General features: G+C 38.0%; 15 protein-coding genes, 2 tRNA genes, 1 rRNA gene and 2 pseudogenes. 17 read left to right on the forward strand and 3 right to left on the reverse strand.

Annotated features, from left to right (window positions below):
• The first annotated feature begins 68 nt into the window (after nucleotides 1-68).
• The 6 genes and pseudogenes from rrf to BKK54_RS11655 form a co-directional block, all read left to right on the forward strand.
• A 5S ribosomal RNA gene (rrf, locus tag BKK54_RS08320) occupies nucleotides 69-184 on the forward strand.
• Between the two features lie 12 nt (nucleotides 185-196).
• Nucleotides 197-273 (forward strand) — tRNA-Asp (locus BKK54_RS08325).
• Nucleotides 274-290: 17 nt separating this feature from the next.
• Nucleotides 291-366: transfer RNA gene (locus BKK54_RS08330), tRNA-Trp, on the forward strand.
• Nucleotides 367-434: 68 nt separating this feature from the next.
• Entirely contained in the window at nucleotides 435-1,253 is an 819-nt protein-coding gene (gene mazG / locus BKK54_RS08335) for a nucleoside triphosphate pyrophosphohydrolase (RefSeq protein ID WP_077542625.1), read from the forward strand.
• A 534-nt stretch (nucleotides 1,254-1,787) separates the two neighbouring features.
• Nucleotides 1,788-2,254 (forward strand): annotated as a pseudogene (locus BKK54_RS12275) (IS481 family transposase); the annotation flags it as partial.
• A 56-nt stretch (nucleotides 2,255-2,310) separates the two neighbouring features.
• Nucleotides 2,311-2,592 (forward strand): annotated as a pseudogene (locus tag BKK54_RS11655) (transposase); the annotation flags it as partial.
• A 112-nt stretch (nucleotides 2,593-2,704) separates the two neighbouring features.
• On the opposite strand, the gene pckA reads toward BKK54_RS11655, so the two are convergent.
• On the reverse strand, nucleotides 2,705-4,321 hold the full coding sequence (pckA, locus tag BKK54_RS08345) for a phosphoenolpyruvate carboxykinase (ATP) (protein WP_077542626.1): 1,617 nt from the start codon (nucleotides 4,319-4,321) through the stop codon (nucleotides 2,705-2,707).
• Between the two features lie 283 nt (nucleotides 4,322-4,604).
• Nucleotides 4,605-5,597, reverse strand: a complete 993-nt coding sequence (gene asnA / locus BKK54_RS08350; RefSeq protein WP_077542627.1) for an aspartate--ammonia ligase — start codon at nucleotides 5,595-5,597, stop codon at nucleotides 4,605-4,607.
• 152 nt (nucleotides 5,598-5,749) lie between these two features.
• Here asnA and asnC point away from each other — a divergent pair, with 152 nt between their 5' ends.
• The 10 genes from asnC (at nucleotide 5,750) to BKK54_RS12170 (ending at nucleotide 14,274) form a co-directional block, all read left to right on the forward strand.
• The gene (gene asnC, locus BKK54_RS08355; protein WP_077542628.1) at nucleotides 5,750-6,202 is read left to right on the forward strand and encodes a transcriptional regulator AsnC; all 453 of its coding nucleotides are present in this window, start codon (nucleotides 5,750-5,752) and stop codon (nucleotides 6,200-6,202) included.
• Nucleotides 6,203-6,512: 310 nt separating this feature from the next.
• Nucleotides 6,513-6,959 carry a PTS sugar transporter subunit IIA gene (locus BKK54_RS08360; RefSeq protein ID WP_244153126.1) on the forward strand — a complete coding sequence of 149 codons (447 nt, stop codon included), beginning with the start codon at nucleotides 6,513-6,515 and terminating at the stop codon, nucleotides 6,957-6,959.
• Nucleotides 6,946-7,416 (forward strand): PTS system mannose/fructose/N-acetylgalactosamine-transporter subunit IIB, encoded by a 471-nt coding sequence (locus BKK54_RS08365; protein ID WP_077542629.1) that lies wholly within the window; start codon nucleotides 6,946-6,948, stop codon nucleotides 7,414-7,416. Before BKK54_RS08360 ends, BKK54_RS08365 begins: the two co-directional genes overlap by 14 nt.
• Nucleotides 7,413-8,183, forward strand: coding sequence for a PTS mannose/fructose/sorbose/N-acetylgalactosamine transporter subunit IIC (locus BKK54_RS08370; RefSeq protein ID WP_077542630.1), 771 nt, complete (start codon nucleotides 7,413-7,415; stop codon nucleotides 8,181-8,183). Before BKK54_RS08365 ends, BKK54_RS08370 begins: the two co-directional genes overlap by 4 nt.
• The gene (locus BKK54_RS08375) at nucleotides 8,180-8,998 is read left to right on the forward strand and encodes a PTS system mannose/fructose/sorbose family transporter subunit IID (RefSeq protein WP_077493636.1); all 819 of its coding nucleotides are present in this window, start codon (nucleotides 8,180-8,182) and stop codon (nucleotides 8,996-8,998) included. The genes BKK54_RS08370 and BKK54_RS08375 overlap by 4 nt, the downstream gene beginning before the upstream one ends.
• The gene (locus BKK54_RS08380; RefSeq protein WP_077542631.1) at nucleotides 8,995-9,837 is read left to right on the forward strand and encodes a tyrosine-protein phosphatase; all 843 of its coding nucleotides are present in this window, start codon (nucleotides 8,995-8,997) and stop codon (nucleotides 9,835-9,837) included. Before BKK54_RS08375 ends, BKK54_RS08380 begins: the two co-directional genes overlap by 4 nt.
• Before the next feature lie 141 nt (nucleotides 9,838-9,978).
• Nucleotides 9,979-11,931 (forward strand): BglG family transcription antiterminator, encoded by a 1,953-nt coding sequence (locus BKK54_RS08385; RefSeq protein WP_077542632.1) that lies wholly within the window; start codon nucleotides 9,979-9,981, stop codon nucleotides 11,929-11,931.
• Between the two features lie 64 nt (nucleotides 11,932-11,995).
• Nucleotides 11,996-13,102: a YdcF family protein gene (locus BKK54_RS08390; protein ID WP_077542633.1), complete on the forward strand. Its 1,107-nt coding sequence runs from the start codon at nucleotides 11,996-11,998 to the stop codon at nucleotides 13,100-13,102.
• Between the two features lie 91 nt (nucleotides 13,103-13,193).
• On the forward strand, nucleotides 13,194-13,595 hold the full coding sequence (locus tag BKK54_RS12165; RefSeq protein WP_077542634.1) for a porin: 402 nt from the start codon (nucleotides 13,194-13,196) through the stop codon (nucleotides 13,593-13,595).
• A gap of 13 nt (nucleotides 13,596-13,608) precedes the next feature.
• Nucleotides 13,609-14,274, forward strand: a complete 666-nt coding sequence (locus BKK54_RS12170) for a porin (RefSeq protein ID WP_158074624.1) — start codon at nucleotides 13,609-13,611, stop codon at nucleotides 14,272-14,274.
• Nucleotides 14,275-14,390: 116 nt separating this feature from the next.
• On the opposite strand, the gene BKK54_RS08405 is transcribed toward BKK54_RS12170, so the two are convergent.
• Complete coding sequence (locus BKK54_RS08405; protein ID WP_077542636.1) at nucleotides 14,391-15,686, reverse strand: NAD(P)/FAD-dependent oxidoreductase; 1,296 nt, start codon at nucleotides 15,684-15,686, stop codon at nucleotides 14,391-14,393.
• 134 nt (nucleotides 15,687-15,820) lie between these two features.
• On the opposite strand from BKK54_RS08405, the gene BKK54_RS08410 reads away from it, so the two are divergent.
• Nucleotides 15,821-16,873, forward strand: a complete 1,053-nt coding sequence (locus BKK54_RS08410; RefSeq protein WP_077542637.1) for an extracellular solute-binding protein — start codon at nucleotides 15,821-15,823, stop codon at nucleotides 16,871-16,873.

The following is a 16,873-nucleotide window of genomic DNA, read 5'->3' on the forward strand; positions in this document are numbered from 1 at the left end:
AGTAGGGCACCGCCAGGTAGTTATTTCTTAAATTTATTGTTCTAAGAGTAAGTTTAAGAAATAGAATTTTTGGCAGTCATAGTGCAATAGCTCCACCTGAATCCATCCCGAACTCAGAAGTGAAATGTTGTGATGCCGATGGTAGTGTAGGGTTTCCCTATGCGAGAGTAGGACACTGCCAAGTGCCAAATTTAGTGGAGTGGTAGTTCAGCTGGTTAGAATACCTGCCTGTCACGCAGGGGGTCGCGGGTTCGAGTCCCGTCCATTCCGCCAATATTTTCATATCAGATAGGGGCGTAGTTCAATTGGTAGAGCACCGGTCTCCAAAACCGGGTGTTGGGAGTTCGAGCCTCTCCGCCCCTGCCATCTAAATAAATTTCATTTTATCATAAATAAACTTTATACTAGCTCTATTTTTATTTAGGGCTTTATTTATGTCATATTCAATTCAAGACTTTATCAAACTAATCGCTCAGCTTCGTCATCCGGACAAAGGTTGTCCTTGGGATCTTAAACAAAATTATGATTCAATGATCCCCTGTTTAACAGAGGAAACTTATGAAGTCATTGAGGCAATTCAAAAGAAGGATATAGCAAATTTAAGAGAAGAATTGGGTGATTTACTGTTACAAGTTGTATTTTTTAGTCAACTTGCAACTGAGGATAACTATTTTACTTTTGATGATGTACTTAATGATGTCGCTGAAAAAATTATTCGTCGGCACCCACATGTATTTGCAAATGTTACGGCAGAAAATGAAGAGGAAGCCCTTGCCCGTTGGAATAGCATTAAAGCGTTAGAAAAATCTAAAAAACAGACTCAATCTATTCTAGACAATGTCCCTTCTGCTTTTCCCGCATTAATGAGGGCACAGAGGTTGCAAAAACAATGTGCTAAAATTGGTTTTGATTGGAGTGAGATTGGACCTGTTCTCGCAAAAGTAGAAGAAGAGCTGCAAGAAGTTAAAGAGGAATTGAATAAGAACCCACAAAATATTGAAAGAATTGAAGATGAAGTAGGAGATTTATTTTTTGCGACAGTCAATCTATCCCGGCACTTAAAATGTAATGCAGAGGAGAGTTTACGTAAAGCAAATCTTAAGTTTGAGAGACGTTTCCGTAAAATTGAACAAAAAGTAAAAGCAGAGGGGGAAAAACTAGAAAGTCTCTCTTTGATAGAAATGGATATTTTATGGGATGAAGTAAAAGGAGAAGAAAAACAGCGAGCTAGTGAACTTGCCTCAAAAAGTTAGGTTCATTTAATTCAGGACTGAGTTCTGTATTTCTCGGGGGTTAGTCCTTTTAGTTGTAGAAGATCAGACAAATCACAATAAAAAGTGAGCGTTTCCCGTTTAGAATGTGAGCGTCAACTTCAATCTACATAAAAGGAGACGCTTATATTTTATTCTAACAATCCTCTACTTAAACGCAAGACAGGTTTACTCAATTTAGTCGACGAACTGGGGAAAGGGGGATGTATCTTTATCAACGAGCTGCCGAGTAAGGTGGTGTTCAGGTTTTGCTTAGTCAAAATCGCCGTCTTTCTAACTTAAAAATTGTGTCGATGAATCCATAGAGTAAGCTGCGCTTCAATTTGCCTTAGATAATCCAGATTTTGGTCAAGTTCATGTGAGCAATGAATGACGTAAACAAGGTATTTTAGTTTTAGCAGACGATGCTCCATTCTATTTGGTTAAGACATAATTTTGCTAATTTCAAACAAAGATTGACCGCACTTGAGGAATTATTATTCTCAATGAATCCCAAGTTTAAGCCTTAGAGAGTAAAAAGAAGATGAGTTTGCTTATGGTGAAATTGAAATGGTGCATCTGGGCTATTTTGGTGCTCAGGATACTTTCTATGTGGTGAATCTTAAAGGCGTTGGGTGAATTTATCAGCAAACCTTTATAGACAATCTATAGTAAAGCGTTTGCCAAACTCACACCATGAAAACAGCGACTACATCGGCATGCTTAATGATATTGACCATACAAAAACGAAAGTAAAACATCCACAGGCAAGTGGTATCCGTGAACTTTTTCACAAACCCATTTTGCATGAGTTTTATCAAATTGCTTTCAGAAAGCGAATTTATACGGATTTGAGTACATTACAAGCTGACTTGGATGCATGGTTGGTTCATTATAACTATCATTGAACTTATCAAGGAAAAATGTATTGTGGTATAACATCAATAGAAATATTAGTTGATGGAAAACGAATTTGGACGGAAAAGAATTTAAGTTCAAATTAATTTGACAGCTACCTAATTTTAAACGGGGTTTGTCTGACTGGGGTTGAGCTTCTACAATTTATATGCTTTTGAAGATTCCTAAAAAATTGGCACTATCAAGTTTTATAGGATAGCTGAAAGGTAAATCTTCGTTGATGATATTTGAAAGGCACATGCGAATCTAAAATATCAATATGGAAATAGTCCCGATTAGGAAAAGAGGTACTATGTAAGTCCGGTAGGGGTAAACACCAAAGTGGTTGAAGTAATATATAAGAAATCAAGAAAGGGAAGATATGCTTCAGGATAATTTATTGAAGAAAAATATGTTAGTCCCCTTGAGAAAAGATAACCCATAGATTTATTGTAAGGTTGTCGATCTTTTCGTGTACTTCGAGGGGCATGTGAAGTATTAGGACCTTATAGGGCAGGCTAAAAACCGCCCGTTTTACGGGCGGTTTTTTACAACGATTATGCCTTAGGACCTGCCGCAATTAATGCTTTTCCTTCTGTGTTGGTTGCATATTTTTCAAAATTCTTCACGAAACGACCGGCTAAATCTTCTGCTTTTGCTTGCCATTGGGCTTTATCTGCGTAAGTATCGCGAGGATCTAGGATAGTAGGATCTACACCAGGTAAAGCTTTTGGAATTGCTAAATTAAAGATTGGCAACTCACCCATTTCTACTTGCTCAATGGAGCCATCTAAAATGGCATCAATAATACCGCGAGTATCTTTAATAGAAATGCGTTTACCTGTACCATTCCAACCGGTATTCACCAAATAGGCCTCTGCACCAGCAGCTTGCATCCGTTTCACCAGCACTTCTGCATATTGTGTCGGATGAAGCGTTAAGAATGCTGCACCAAAACACGCAGAGAAAGTCGGTGTCGGTTCAGTGATACCGCGTTCCGTACCCGCTAATTTCGCGGTGAATCCCGATAAGAAATAATATTTGGTTTGTTCCGGTGTTAATTTAGAAACCGGTGGCAACACGCCAAACGCATCCGCCGTTAAGAAAATCACTTTAGTCGCATGACCTGCACGGGAAACCGGCTTAACAATGTTGTCAATATGATAAATTGGGTAAGACACACGGGTATTTTCTGTTTTTGAACCATCATCAAAATCCACGGAACCGTCAGTACGTACGACAACATTTTCTAATAATGCATCACGGCGAATCGCACGATAAATATCCGGTTCATTTTCTTCTGAAAGGTGAATAGTTTTCGCATAACATCCCCCTTCAAAGTTAAAGACTCCCACATCATCCCAACCATGTTCATCATCACCGATTAATTCACGTTTTGGATCTGTTGAAAGTGTGGTTTTACCCGTACCGGATAAACCGAAGAAGACAGCAACGTCTCCCTCTTTGCCCACGTTCGCAGAGCAGTGCATTGCCGCTACGCCCTTGAGAGGGAGGAAATAGTTCATAATGGAGAACATTCCCTTTTTCATTTCGCCGCCGTACCAAGTACCACCAATTAATTGAATACGTTCCGTTAAATTAAACGCAACGAAGTTTTCAGAGTTTAATCCTTGTTCTTTCCAGTTTGGATTCGTCACTTTGGAACCATTCATCACTACAAAGTCAGGTTCAAAATTTTCTAATTGTTCTTCTGTCGGACGGATAAACATGTTTTTCACAAAGTGGGCTTGCCACGCTACCTCCGTCACAATACGCACCGCAATACGGTCTTGTTCGCTTGCACCGCAGAAACCATCAATTACAAACAAGCGTTTACGAGAAAGCTGGTTTGTCACCAAATCTTTCAAGCTTTGCCAAGTAGCCTGATTCATTGGCTTATTGTCATTTTTTGCTGCATCAGATGTCCACCACACAGTGTCTTTGGTCTTTTCATCTAATACAATGTATTTATCTTTTGGTGAACGACCAGTAAAAATTCCGGTATCCACAGCCACAGCACCCGTAGTCGTTAATGTACCTTTTTCAAAGCCTTCCAAACCAGGCTTGGTTTCTTCTTCAAATAATTGTTCATAGCTTGGGTTATAAACAACCTCTTTTACATCATAAATGCCTAATGTCTCAAGTTGTTTGATTACTTTGTTTACATCTGTCATAACTCACCTCTATCAATAAAAGTCCAAGATTTAATCTGAGGCTATTCTAAAGAAAGCCAATAAAAAAAAATGTTAAGTAGATCTCATTTTTGAAAATTGATACCAATTTTGGATTATTTTTTAGGGAGATTTGATGCTCAGTATCAAAAGTGCGGTCAGTTTTTGAATTGATTTTGGAGGCGTGACAACTATTTTGCGAATCATACCTAAATAAAAATCCCCTATCCGAACTTAGATAGGGGCGACTATGATTCTCGACTATTCAATAATAGCGATTTATACCTTAGAGAATATGTTCATATTGCTCTAACATTTCTTTTGGCCATACGCTTGATTGAACCTCACCGATATGCTTTTTACGCAATAAGAACATGGCTAAACGTGATTGACCAATTCCACCGCCAATTGAGAGAGGTAATTTTCCGTCTAGCAATTCTTGATGCCAATCCATTTTTAAACAATCTTCTTTGCCGGTTAGTTCTACTTGTAAACGAAGTGCAGATTCATCAACACGAATTCCCATTGAGGAGAGTTCAAATGCGGTATTTAGCTGTTCATTCCAAACAAGAATATCACCATTTAAACCTTTGTAACCGTTTTCGGATTCTGTTGTCCAGTCATCATAGTCCGGTGCACGTCCATCATGTGGTTTACCATCGGATAATTTACCGCCGATACCCACTAAAAATACTGCACCATATTCTTTACAGATTGCATTCTCACGTTCTTTACTAGAAAGATCAGGGTAACGTTTGACTAAATCTTCACTATGAATAAAGGTAATTTGTTTCGGCAAAATGGAAGGAATGTCAAAACGTGCTTCCACGGCAAGTTCTGTGAGACGAATAGCACGATAAATTGAATTAACGGTTTCTTTTAAATACGCAAAGTTACGGCGGCCGGCAGGAATCACTTTTTCCCAGTCCCACTGATCCACATAAACAGAATGGGTTGGATCTAAAGAATCTTCATCCGGACGCAATGCTTTCATATGAACAAATAGCCCCTCGCCTTCTTTGAAGTGAAAACGTGCAAGAGTATGGCGTTTCCATTTCGCTAGAGAATGAACCACTTCATACACAGCGTTCGGAATACATTTCACGTGGACTTGAACCGCTTTCTCAATGCCTGACAAATTATCTTGCATTCCATTGCCCACTTCACTAAGAATTGGTCCTTGAACCTCAATAATACCCAGTTGCTCGATTAGGTTTTGAGTAAAAGTGTTTTTAACAAAACTAATTTCTTGCTGTTGTAAAATAAATGTTTTCTTCATATTTTCCGCCTGTTTTAATAATCAGTAAAATTTTGACTATTATTCAACAAATCATAATTATTATTCAAGCATTTTATTTACATTCAAAATAAATTTAAATACTATCTAATTAAATAGTGATTTATTAGATAACCTCTAAAGGAGAGTGTTTTATGCACAATATTGATAATCTTGATCAAAAAATTCTGCGCGTACTGACTAAAGATGCACGCACACCCTATGCGGAAATGGCAAAAAATTTTGGCGTTAGTCCCGGCACCATTCACGTTCGTGTGGAAAAAATGCGCCAATCCGGCATTATTGAAGGCACAAAAGTGATTATTGATGAACGGAAACTCGGCTATGACGTATGCTGCTTTATCGGGATCATTTTAAAAAGTGCGAAGGATTATGAGAAAGTGATTAAAAAGCTGGAAACCTTTGATGAAGTAGTAGAAGCCTATTATACAACGGGAAATTACTCAATTTTCATCAAAGTCATGACCCACACCATTGCTGAATTACATTCAGTTCTCGCCACGAAAATTCAATTAATTGATGAAATCCAATCTACCGAAACACTGATTTCAATGCAAAACCCTATTTTGAGGGATATTAAGCCTTGACTTTATTTACTTGGTGGACGTTTACCATTTCTAATGGGCTATGCTGGCTACTTGGTTTCTTTTATCTATGAGGAAAATTTGTTTGGTGCTAAGAGCATTCATTCAGCGTTGCGAACAGAATATTATATTGGGCAACGATTCCATCAAGTTCTTTTTATTGGCAAAGTTGTACCAACTTAAGCCAATTAGCTATTTCTCAATCTACTCTGCATTCTCTGTCACCAAGATTTAGTTTGCACGATATATCGTGCAATGCTAAAAATTGAGTCTCTAGCAACTTTCTCCTACATTGTAATCAATACTTAAACTTATGGAGAAAAATACAATGCCGAAAGAAATTGCCCTAATGTTAATGAGCCACGGAAATTTTGCTAAGGCTGCAATAGAAAGTGCGGAGTTAATTGTAGGGAAACAAACTAACTTCGATACCTTATCAGTATTTACCGTAGATAATGTGGCTCATTTAAAACAAGAGCTACAAGAAAAAATTGACGCATTAGATACACAATCGGGGATTATCTTTTTAACCGATATTCTCGGTGGTACCCCTATGAATTTGGCCTCTCACTTACTCACGAAAGAAAACATCTTAGTCTGTTGTGGCTTAAATTTACCACTATTGTTAGATGTACTCATGAATCGTGATTTGCCATTTGATGAAATGAAATCACTCATTAAAAACGCCTATCAAAACGGATTAACCATTCGAGATTTCAATGATCTACAAAAACAGGAGGATGAAGATGATTTGCTTTAGTCGTATTGATGATCGCTTGATTCACGGCCAGGTCGTCACAACTTGGGTCAATCTATTCAAAGTGGAACAAATTGTGGTGCTAAACGATAAATTAGCGATAGATCAAACCCAAAAAAATATTTTGGCCATGGCAGCACCGCAAGGTATCAAAGTCGTCGTACTTACGATTGAAAAATTTGCAGAAATTTATCAAACAAAAGGACTCAGCAGACGCACAATGTTGTTGTTCACTAACAGCATTGATGTGTTATCAACCGTCAATGCTGGCGTTCCTATTAATGAACTAAATGTTGGCGGAATGCGTTTTCAAGAGGGGAGAACTCAATTAACCAAAGCTTTATCGGTGACTAACGAAGAGCGTTCTGCTTTCCAACAACTGTTGGATAAAGAGGTTACGGTTACTATTCAAATGGTACCGAACGATGAAAAAATCAACTTGACGGAGGTGATTAAATGATAGCTGCACTTTTCGTTGCATTATGGGCGGGCATTTGTGCAATTGACGATATTGGTACGCAAATGATTAGACGACCACTATTGATCGCAACAGTTGTCGGCTTGATTATGGGCGACTTACAAACCGCACTTTTAATTGGTGCAACTTTAGAAGTGATGTGGATGGGGGTAGGCAATGTTGGAGCTTATTCTGCACCGGATATGATTTCAGGCACTGCAATTGGCACCGCATTAGGGATTGCCGCCGGAGGTACGGAAGCAGCTATCGCTCTTGCCGTTCCAACATCGTTACTTGCTCAGCAGCTCTTGATTTTATACCGTTCCGGCATTGTGGCTCTAAATCCAATTGCAGAACGTTGGGCAGAAGAAGGGGATTTCGATAAGATTTTTCGGATTCAATATATTCCGATGATAATCGCTTTCTTGATTCGCGCTGTACCTACCTTTTTAGCCGTCTATTTCGGTGCGGATTTAATTGCACAAATCGTGGCGCAATTACCGGATAAAATCATTACCGGTTTGAATGTTGCCGGCAAAATCATTCCCTCTATCGGCATTGCTTTACTCATGTTAATGATGTTGAAAAAAGCAGAACTTTGGCTTTTCTTAGTCGCGGGTTTTACGTTAGCCGTTTACCTTAAATTATCCGTCTTGCCGATTACTCTGATCGCTTTACCGTTAGCATTAATTTATGACTTAGCAATTCATAAAAATACTCAAGCGATAGTTTCTAATCAAAATACTAATGATGAGGATTATGATCTATGACCGAACAAACGTCACACCAAATTACGAAACAAGATTTAAACAAAGTCTTCTGGCGAATGCAGTTACTCAATGTCACCAACAATTATCAATCTATGCAGGCAATCGGTTTTCTATCAAGTTTCATTCCTGTTTTAAAACGTCTCTATCAAGACAAGCCTAAAGAACAGAAAGTAGAGGCAATGAAGCGTCACCTAAAATTCTTTAATAGCCATGTCAATTCAGATGCGCTGATTCTAGGTATTGCCGCAGCGGTGGAAGAGTCCACCCAAGAAAGTGAAAAAGAAACGGTCACTGCAATAAAAACCGGTTTAATGGGACCGCTGGCGGGATTAGGCGACAGTATTTTGAAATTCACTTGGTTACCTATCTGTGGCAGTATCGGTGCGGCACTAGCACTAAATGGTAGCGTATTAGGCCCAATTTTAATGTTCCTGCTTTACAATATTGTGAATGTTGCGTCTAAATATTACGGCATCCATTATGGTTACCATAAAGGTATGGATATGATTAACGGTAACAGCAATGTTTTACAACGAGTCAGCAATATGGCGAATGTTGTGGGGCTAATGGTGATTGGCGCTTTAATCGCTTCGGTTGTGAGGGTGAAATTCGGTGTCGAATTTAGTGTCGGTGAAAATACGATCAAACTCCAAGAAATGTTTGATAAAGTGATGCCCGGTTTGTTCAGTTTATTAGTGACGGTGGGGATTTATTCAATACTGAAGAAAACCAATGGTAAATATGCCGCCACATTAATTATCGGCACAATGCTACTCTGTATCGCCCTCGTATATTTGGGAGTATTAGTAAAATGACGGCAAATTTACAACAGCAAGCCCAGTTACGAACCCTCTCCATAGAAGGAATGAATAACTTTCGTGATATGGGTGGGTATCTCACACGGGATCATCGAAAAGTCAAATGGCAACGGCTTTATCGTTCCGATCATTTATACAATGCGAGCGAAAATGGGATAGCAATGTTAAAACCACTCAACATTCAGGCAGTAATTGACTATCGTAGCCCCAATGAAATTGCCAAATACCCCAATAAGATTATTGGAACGGAGCAAATTTACCAATTTGATCCCAATGCCCATACGGCAGAATTGGCAGCACAATTCACCTCCTCAAAGGAAAACGAAGATGAAAATTTAGTGAATAAAATCATTGAGCAGAAACAAAACGGTAGTTTGGTACATTATGATGATATTGTGATGAGACAATACAAAAATTTTGTGGAAAAGCCGGAATGCCAACAGGCTTTTGCTTCAATGTTAAAAGTTGCCGCGAATCTGAAAGGTGGCGCTTTTATACAGCATTGTCGTGGAGGGAAAGATCGCACCGGTTTTGGAGCAATGTTACTGTTAGGGGTTTTAGGAGTCGATAAGAATCAAATAATTGATGATTATATGCTGACCCATATCAATCGCTTAGAACGCAATCGACAGAAAATGGCGGTTTATCGCCAAATCACTCAAGATCAAGAAGTATTGAATTATCTTTACTCGCTCATTGATACCAAACCTGAGTTTATTGAAATGTCGATCAATACCATTGAGCGACAATATGGTTCAATTCAATACTATGCCGAACAACTGCTTGGTATCAGTCGTGCGGAAATCCTTCAATTACAAGCGGATTATCTTGAATAATCGGGCAATATCTTCTCAAAGTGCGGTCAATTTTGCCGATATTTTTGCATTATGCCGCACTACTCACTCATTGAGGTCTAACATGACAAAATCCTGCCTTCTACTACTCTGTGCTATGAGCTTTAAAATAAAGGAAATTGAATGGACATCAGTCAAATTTTAAGGATATTAGATAAAAACAAACGGTATAAAGCGATTTTTTTACTACTATTGAGAAGTAATCAATATATCAATAGTGAAAAATTATCAACTGAAATACAGGTAAGCAGCCGAACAATAAAAAATGACATTAAATATTTGAAAGAAATGCTAGAGAAATATCATGTTGTTATTTTGTCTAAAGCGGCTTATGGTTATAAATTACATATCGAGCAAGACGAACTCGCCAATGCCTTACTTTCTCACTTTCAAATCTCGCAACTCTCTAATATTAATAATAAATTTGAACATCGGGTGAATTATATTCTACGTAGATTACTTTCCAGTGAACACTATATTAAAATTGAGCAATTGCAAGAAGCACTATTCTTAAGTTTTAATAGCTCATTAAGTAAAGAGTTATGTCAAGTGAGAAAAACACTTGAAAAGTATGATTTAAAATTAGTAAGCAAGCCTTATTATGGTATAAAAGTTGAAGGGGCAACCTTTAAGAAAATTATGCTTACAATAAGAATGTATAAGTATTTTAACTATAAAACGAAACCAAATTTTTTCATACCTCAATTTAATCAACTTTTCATCCACCCTAACAAAGAAAAAATTCGACTTATATTAAATAAAACATTAATTCAATCTGAAATTTTACTTTCCGATATTTATGCAGAAAGATTTTTATTATATTTAATCTATTTTTATCACCAATATGATCGCCAACAAGATTATCGTATTGATTTACCCGTCCTACCCTTCCATTATAAGAAAACAAAAGAATATCTATTTTTAATCCAACTGTTGGAAAATCTACAAAAAGAAGATATAGCTTACTATTTCTCCCCGGAAGTAATACGTTTTCTCACTTATGTTCTCATTATGAGTAATGATCTTTACCGTTATGCTGATTGCAGTAAGGAAAACTACAATAACCTCATCAAACAAACCGCTGAAATTCATCAATTTATTTTTAACGAAATCACCGCTATTTTATATGTAGATATTTCAACGGATCACACAGGCTTCAAGGATCTGTTTAAATTACTCATTCCGATTACAATGAAAATTTCACTTGGCATATCTGATGATGTAGATCTTGGTTTTTACAATACAAATATTACTCAATCTAACCCTTTACTACTGAAAGTTGTTGAACGTTTAAACAAGGTATTTAAACAAAAATATTATTATCAATTCTCACAGCGTGAGAATTATTTTATTTTTGATGTACTTTCCGGCATTTTCAATCGTATAAAATTGAATAAGAAAAAACTTAAACTGGCTATTATCTCAATCAATGGCAGATTAAGTACTCAACAAATAAAATTCAATTTGAGAAATTATTTTAGTGATGAGATACTTAAAATTGATACAAAGATGCTCTATGAATTAGACTTAAATAAAAATCTCGATTATGACTATTACTTATGTAATAGCTATGGTAAAAATATGGATATTCCTTATTCTCCTATTTATTATGCTGATGATAATATGAAGGAGAATGAATATGTTAGTTCACTTTCTACTATTTTCTATCATACCTACCAATATGATAAAATCTTACCCAAAATCACACCTAGCCCCATTCCAAAAGAATACAAGCTCAACATATTTCCTATTCAAGAATACTTAGAGAAAGATAAATATTATCTATGTTTAGATATTTTATCTAAAAAACAAAAAATAGGTATTTATTGTAATTTATCTGCAAAAGAAGAAACACTTGATATTCACTATTTTCACGACCGTGAAGATTTCACTTTACATAGTGAAATTGTTTTTATGGTAATTAATCTTAATATTAATCAGAATACTCAGAAGCTAAAAATGTTGATGAATATTATTAAACAAATAGCAAGGCATCAACTTGATTTACGCCAGCTTTGTTTAAGCGAAAACCCGAATTATCAATTCTTTTTTATGAAGGATGATTACAACATTTAAAGCGATAGAAAATGAAGATATTATCTTCATTATTCCCAAACTGAATATTGTTAAGGAGTGAGCCATGAAAATGTTTAAAACCCGCCAAATTTTAACCGCACTTTTATTGGGAATAGGCGCATTCTCTCTAACTGGATGCGTGCAAAATGCTCAACCGATTTCACCTCTTAGATTGACCTTATCGGACAGTATCAGTGCACCACTAGGTAAAGAAAGCGGGCGTGGGCAACCGATCGAGAATCTTGTAGTAAAATATGCAGAAGATTATGTAAATGATCCTTACTTGAGAGAAGATGTGGTGGCTTTTCGCCGTTGGGAATGGCAGAAACTTTATCATTCTTTAGATCAAAAAGTGAAAAAAACTCCCGATTATCTTAATAGTTACCGTGTTCAGGCCGAAGCCTATCTCATTAATAAAGACTACCGCCCCGCGCTTTCCCAATTAGACCAAATTTTGCGCCGTAAACCGGATGATTTACATGCACTTGCCGTCAGTATTTTGGCGGCGAAAACGCTGGAAGATGAGACACAAGTGAAACAACGTTTAAATGCCTTGGAAAAACGTTCGCCACAAGCCGCACAGGCTATGCGTGATTTTTTTCGTTTCACCGAAAGTATTCTACAGCAATCGTTTTCCGACCAACCTCAAAGCCAATTATCATTTGATGCCATTGCTGTATTCGGGCAATCCCCCAATCCGGATGGATCACCCTCAAAAGGCTTATTACAACGTTTAGAAAAAACCAAGGAAATGGCGGAAAAATATCCCAATGCCAAATTGGTGCTAAGTGGTGGGCCGGTTAAAACGCCTTACGCAGAATCCGATGTGATGGCAAAATGGCTTAAAGAAAATGGGGTAAATCCAAACCGTTTTTTACTTGATCCGATTGCCCGTGATACGCCGGGAAATGCAATTGGTATGGTCAAACTATTTAAGCAACATAACTTGCATACTATTCTCGGTATAGGGACACAACTTCATATCCCAAGAGCCACCGCTGTTCTAAAAGGTTACGCTGATTATGTGGGCTATCCACTCAAGATTGATGGCGTAGGTGGCGGTAATCCACCAAGTGCTGAGAAAAAACATATTGAAGCGCTTTATACCTATGTCAATGTTGCTCGTTCAATGGGATTATTTACTCTCAGTGATTTTCAACGTTTCCAATAATCATTAAAAACCTACAATTTTTCGAGTCATCCCTCCCCGTTTAAAAGCAAAACGGGGAAGGGCTTAACACGCTTTTTATAAGGTAAATCTGATGAAAAAACTATGTTTATTTTTACTGGTTTCGAGCATTATTCCTTCTTCTTTTGCCGTCCCGCTCTACCAACAAGAAAATTCCCGTATAGATTTACGCGGTTCACTTCGCTTTCAATTACAACATAAACAAGGTGTTCCCACAGACTTGGTCGATAACAGTTCTCGTATCAGTTTACGGCTTACCCATAAAATTAATGAAAATTTGACCGCACTTGGTAACCTAGAAATGCGTTTTACCGATAAAAGTCTCGGAGATTCAGTTTATACCCGCTATCTTTATGCAGGCTTTCAGCATAAATCACTAGGCACATTGACTTTCGGTAAACAAACCACGAATGGTGATTTACTTAGCACTGCCGATTATAGTTATAACTTAACTGATGTAAAAAAAAGTAATTAAACGAGCTGACCAAGTGATTCACCTTACATCGAAGGATTTCTATGGTTTTAAACTGGGAGCTGATTATATTTTTGGTGAAAGTGGGAAACAAACCACCGACAAAAACGGGAAAGTCAAAAACCTACCCAATACCAATGGCTATGTCCTAGCACTATTTTTCAATAAAGCTTTTCAAGATTGGAAAATAGATGTCAAAGCGGGGTTTAGCCGACAGCGAAAATCAGAAACGAATGTTGATCGCAGTTTAGGCTTCGATATGGCATTCCGCTATCAGGATTTCGCAGTCGGGTTAGATTACGGCAAGCGCCGTTATTATCAACAATACGGATTTGGCTGGCGGGGGCAACAAGTTGAATCAAAAGGCAAACAAAGTAATGCACAATTCCGTCAAGTGGAAGAATGGTTGATTGCTGCCAAATATCAACTTAATCCGAAAAGTAAAATCTTCGCCGGCTATTTATGGGGTAAAGCCCGATCACCCATTAAAAATGGAAAAGAAAATTTCACGGCGAGAAAATTAAAAGGGGTGATTTTAGGTGCAGATTACAAATTACATCGTCAGGTTGTCGCTTTTCTTGAAGGGGCGAAATACCGCTATTCGGAAGGTGAATCAGTAAAATGGAATTTTGTTAATAATTCGGACTATGTGGTTAGTTTAGGACTGAGAATTCATTTTTAAAGAAACGCATAAGGCTGCCGCTTCTAATTGATATGACAGTATCTGTACAGATACTGTCATATTGGCAAACTCATTAAATCAGCACTATTAAAGTGCGGTCAATTTTAAATCTGTTTTTAACGATATTTATCTAAAAACTGATAGTATTTTACTCCAATCTTCGTGGCTAAATTTTTCACCCATTTTCCACCATAAACAGAAGGCACTTTTAATCCCTCAAAAATTTGCAGGCGTTCATCATTGCCTAAAATCGCTTCCGCAATAATGCGGCCGGCCAATCCCGTTAACGCCACACCATGGCCTGAATAACCTTGCGCAAAATAAATATGAGGAGAAATTCGCCCAAAATGGGGGGTGGAATTCATCGTCATATCAATGGGGCCTGCCCAACCGTAGTCGATTTTTACATTTTCTAATTGGGGAAAAACGTGCAACATATTTTTCCTCATCACCTCGACCATATCTTTTTCCGAACTGGAATCGCTGCCGAAAAGTAGGCGATTGTCCGCGCTCAAGCGATAATAATCCAGTAACAGATTGTTATCGCATACTGACATACCATTGTTAATCACAGAATCCGCTACGGTTTGGCTTAATGGTTCGGTGGCAATAATAAAACTTTCTACCGGCATAATTTTTCGGTTAATGCCATGGTGAATAGATTTAGGGAGTGCATCAATATAAGCGTTGGTGGCTAAAATAACATCTTGAGAAATGACCGCACTTTGGTCGGTTTTCACCTCAATACAGCCGTTTTTTTCGATGAGATCCACCACCGGTGATTGTTCAAAAATCTGCACGCCAAGATCTAAACAGGCTTTCGCCAATCCCAAGCAATAATTGAAAGGATGCAAATGACCGGAATTGCTATCATATAAACCGCCCACATAAATATCGCTGCCCAGATGCTGTTTGAGTTTTGCCTTATCCCAAAGCTGCATATTTTGATAGCCAAAATTTTTGTGGCTGGCTTTTTCCATTTCAATCAGATCATCCATACGGCGATGGTTCAACGCAAGGGTGGCATAGCCTTTTTTCCAGTCGCATTGAATACCATACTTTGCGATACGTTCATCAATAATATCAATGGCCTCTAGCGACATTTCCCAAAGTTGACGGGCTTTATCAAAGCCAACTTGTTTAATATATTCATCAATGCCTTCTTCAAAACCGTTAATCGCCTGGCCACCACTTCGACCGGATGCCCCAAAGCCCACCCGAGCACCTTCCAATACCACGACTTTTTTTCCTTTTTCCGCCAATTCTAATGCCGCAGATAACCCAAAAAAGCCCGCCCCGATCACACAGACATCAGCGTGTTCAATTTGTGTTAAAGCGGGAAGTTGGAAATCTTGATTGCGTGAATCAAAATAATAGGAAGGAACGTGTTCTTGATGAGCAAAAGTTAGCATAAAACCTCTCGGTGATAAAAATTGGCGAAATCTTACTCTGATGGGGAAATATGTCAAACCCTTTACAAAAAAATGCTATACTGCCCCACGCGTGTATACGCTCTTATTCACTTTTACCCTAGGAGGTCAATAAATTGAAAAAATCCCTTACTCAGCAACTCAAAAATCTTTTCCTTTCTGCAACCGCACTTTTTGCGGCCTCTGCCTTTGCCAACAACAAACTTTATGTTTATAACTGGACGGACTATGTGCCTTCCGATCTCGTTGCACAGTTCACGAAAGAAACCGGTATAGAGGTCATTTATTCCACCTTTGAAAGCAACGAAGAAATGTATGCCAAATTAAAATTGACGGAAAACACCGGCTCCGGCTATGACGTAGTGTTTCCCTCAAGTTACTACGTTAACAAAATGATCAAGGAGAATATGTTACAGCCTCTTGATCACAGTAAATTAGAGAATTTAAAACAAATCCCAAAACACCTGTTGAACAAAGAATTTGACCCAGAAAACAAATTCTCCCTGCCTTATGTTTACGGTTTAACAGGTATTGAGGTCAATTCTGATGAGATTGATCCAAAAACCATCACCAGTTGGGCAGATTTATGGAAACCTGAATTTAAACACAAAGTGTTGATGACCAGTGATGCCCGTGAAGTTTTCCATATCGCCCTATTGTTAGATGGAAAATCCCCTAACACCACTAACGAAGAAGAAATCAAAGCGGCTTATGAACGTTTGGTGAACTTATTGCCTAATGTGATTACTTTCAATTCAGACTCACCGGAAGTGCCTTATGTGCAAGGTGAAGTAGCACTTGGAATGATTTGGAACGGCTCTGCCTATCTCGCCCATAAAGAAAATTCAAGCCTACAATTTATCTACCCGAAAGAAGGGGCGATTTTCTGGATGGATAACTATGCAATCCCTAAAACCGCAAAAAATGTGGAAGGGGCACACAAATTTATTGATTTCCTCCTTCGTCCTGAAAATGCCAAAGTAGTGATTGAGCGTATGGGCTTTTCAATGCCGAATGAAGGCGTGAAAGCCTTGCTGAGTCCTGAACTGGTAAATGACCCAACCTTGTTCCCACCTTCAGAAGAAGTGGAAAAAGGTATCATGCAAGGTGATGTGGGTGATGCCGTGGATATTTACGAAAAATATTGGAATAAATTAAAAACCAATTAA

It is taken from the genome of Rodentibacter genomosp. 1 (genome assembly GCF_001999285.1).
Lineage (GTDB): Bacteria > Pseudomonadota > Gammaproteobacteria > Enterobacterales > Pasteurellaceae > Rodentibacter.

What these genes read in the sequence shown, in the direction of transcription:
- mazG (WP_077542625.1), top strand. Translation starts at nt 435, where the DNA reads ATGTCATATTCAATTCAAGACTTTATCAAACTAATCGCTCAGCTTCGT.
- pckA (WP_077542626.1), bottom strand. Translation starts at nt 4,321, where the DNA reads ATGACAGATGTAAACAAAGTAATCAAACAACTTGAGACATTAGGCATT.
- asnA (WP_077542627.1), bottom strand. Translation starts at nt 5,597, where the DNA reads ATGAAGAAAACATTTATTTTACAACAGCAAGAAATTAGTTTTGTTAAA.
- asnC (WP_077542628.1), top strand. Translation starts at nt 5,750, where the DNA reads ATGCACAATATTGATAATCTTGATCAAAAAATTCTGCGCGTACTGACT.
- BKK54_RS08360 (WP_244153126.1), top strand. Translation starts at nt 6,513, where the DNA reads ATGGAGAAAAATACAATGCCGAAAGAAATTGCCCTAATGTTAATGAGC.
- BKK54_RS08365 (WP_077542629.1), top strand. Translation starts at nt 6,946, where the DNA reads ATGATTTGCTTTAGTCGTATTGATGATCGCTTGATTCACGGCCAGGTC.
- BKK54_RS08370 (WP_077542630.1), top strand. Translation starts at nt 7,413, where the DNA reads ATGATAGCTGCACTTTTCGTTGCATTATGGGCGGGCATTTGTGCAATT.
- BKK54_RS08375 (WP_077493636.1), top strand. Translation starts at nt 8,180, where the DNA reads ATGACCGAACAAACGTCACACCAAATTACGAAACAAGATTTAAACAAA.
- BKK54_RS08380 (WP_077542631.1), top strand. Translation starts at nt 8,995, where the DNA reads ATGACGGCAAATTTACAACAGCAAGCCCAGTTACGAACCCTCTCCATA.
- BKK54_RS08385 (WP_077542632.1), top strand. Translation starts at nt 9,979, where the DNA reads ATGGACATCAGTCAAATTTTAAGGATATTAGATAAAAACAAACGGTAT.
- BKK54_RS08390 (WP_077542633.1), top strand. Translation starts at nt 11,996, where the DNA reads ATGAAAATGTTTAAAACCCGCCAAATTTTAACCGCACTTTTATTGGGA.
- BKK54_RS12165 (WP_077542634.1), top strand. Translation starts at nt 13,194, where the DNA reads ATGAAAAAACTATGTTTATTTTTACTGGTTTCGAGCATTATTCCTTCT.
- BKK54_RS08405 (WP_077542636.1), bottom strand. Translation starts at nt 15,686, where the DNA reads ATGCTAACTTTTGCTCATCAAGAACACGTTCCTTCCTATTATTTTGAT.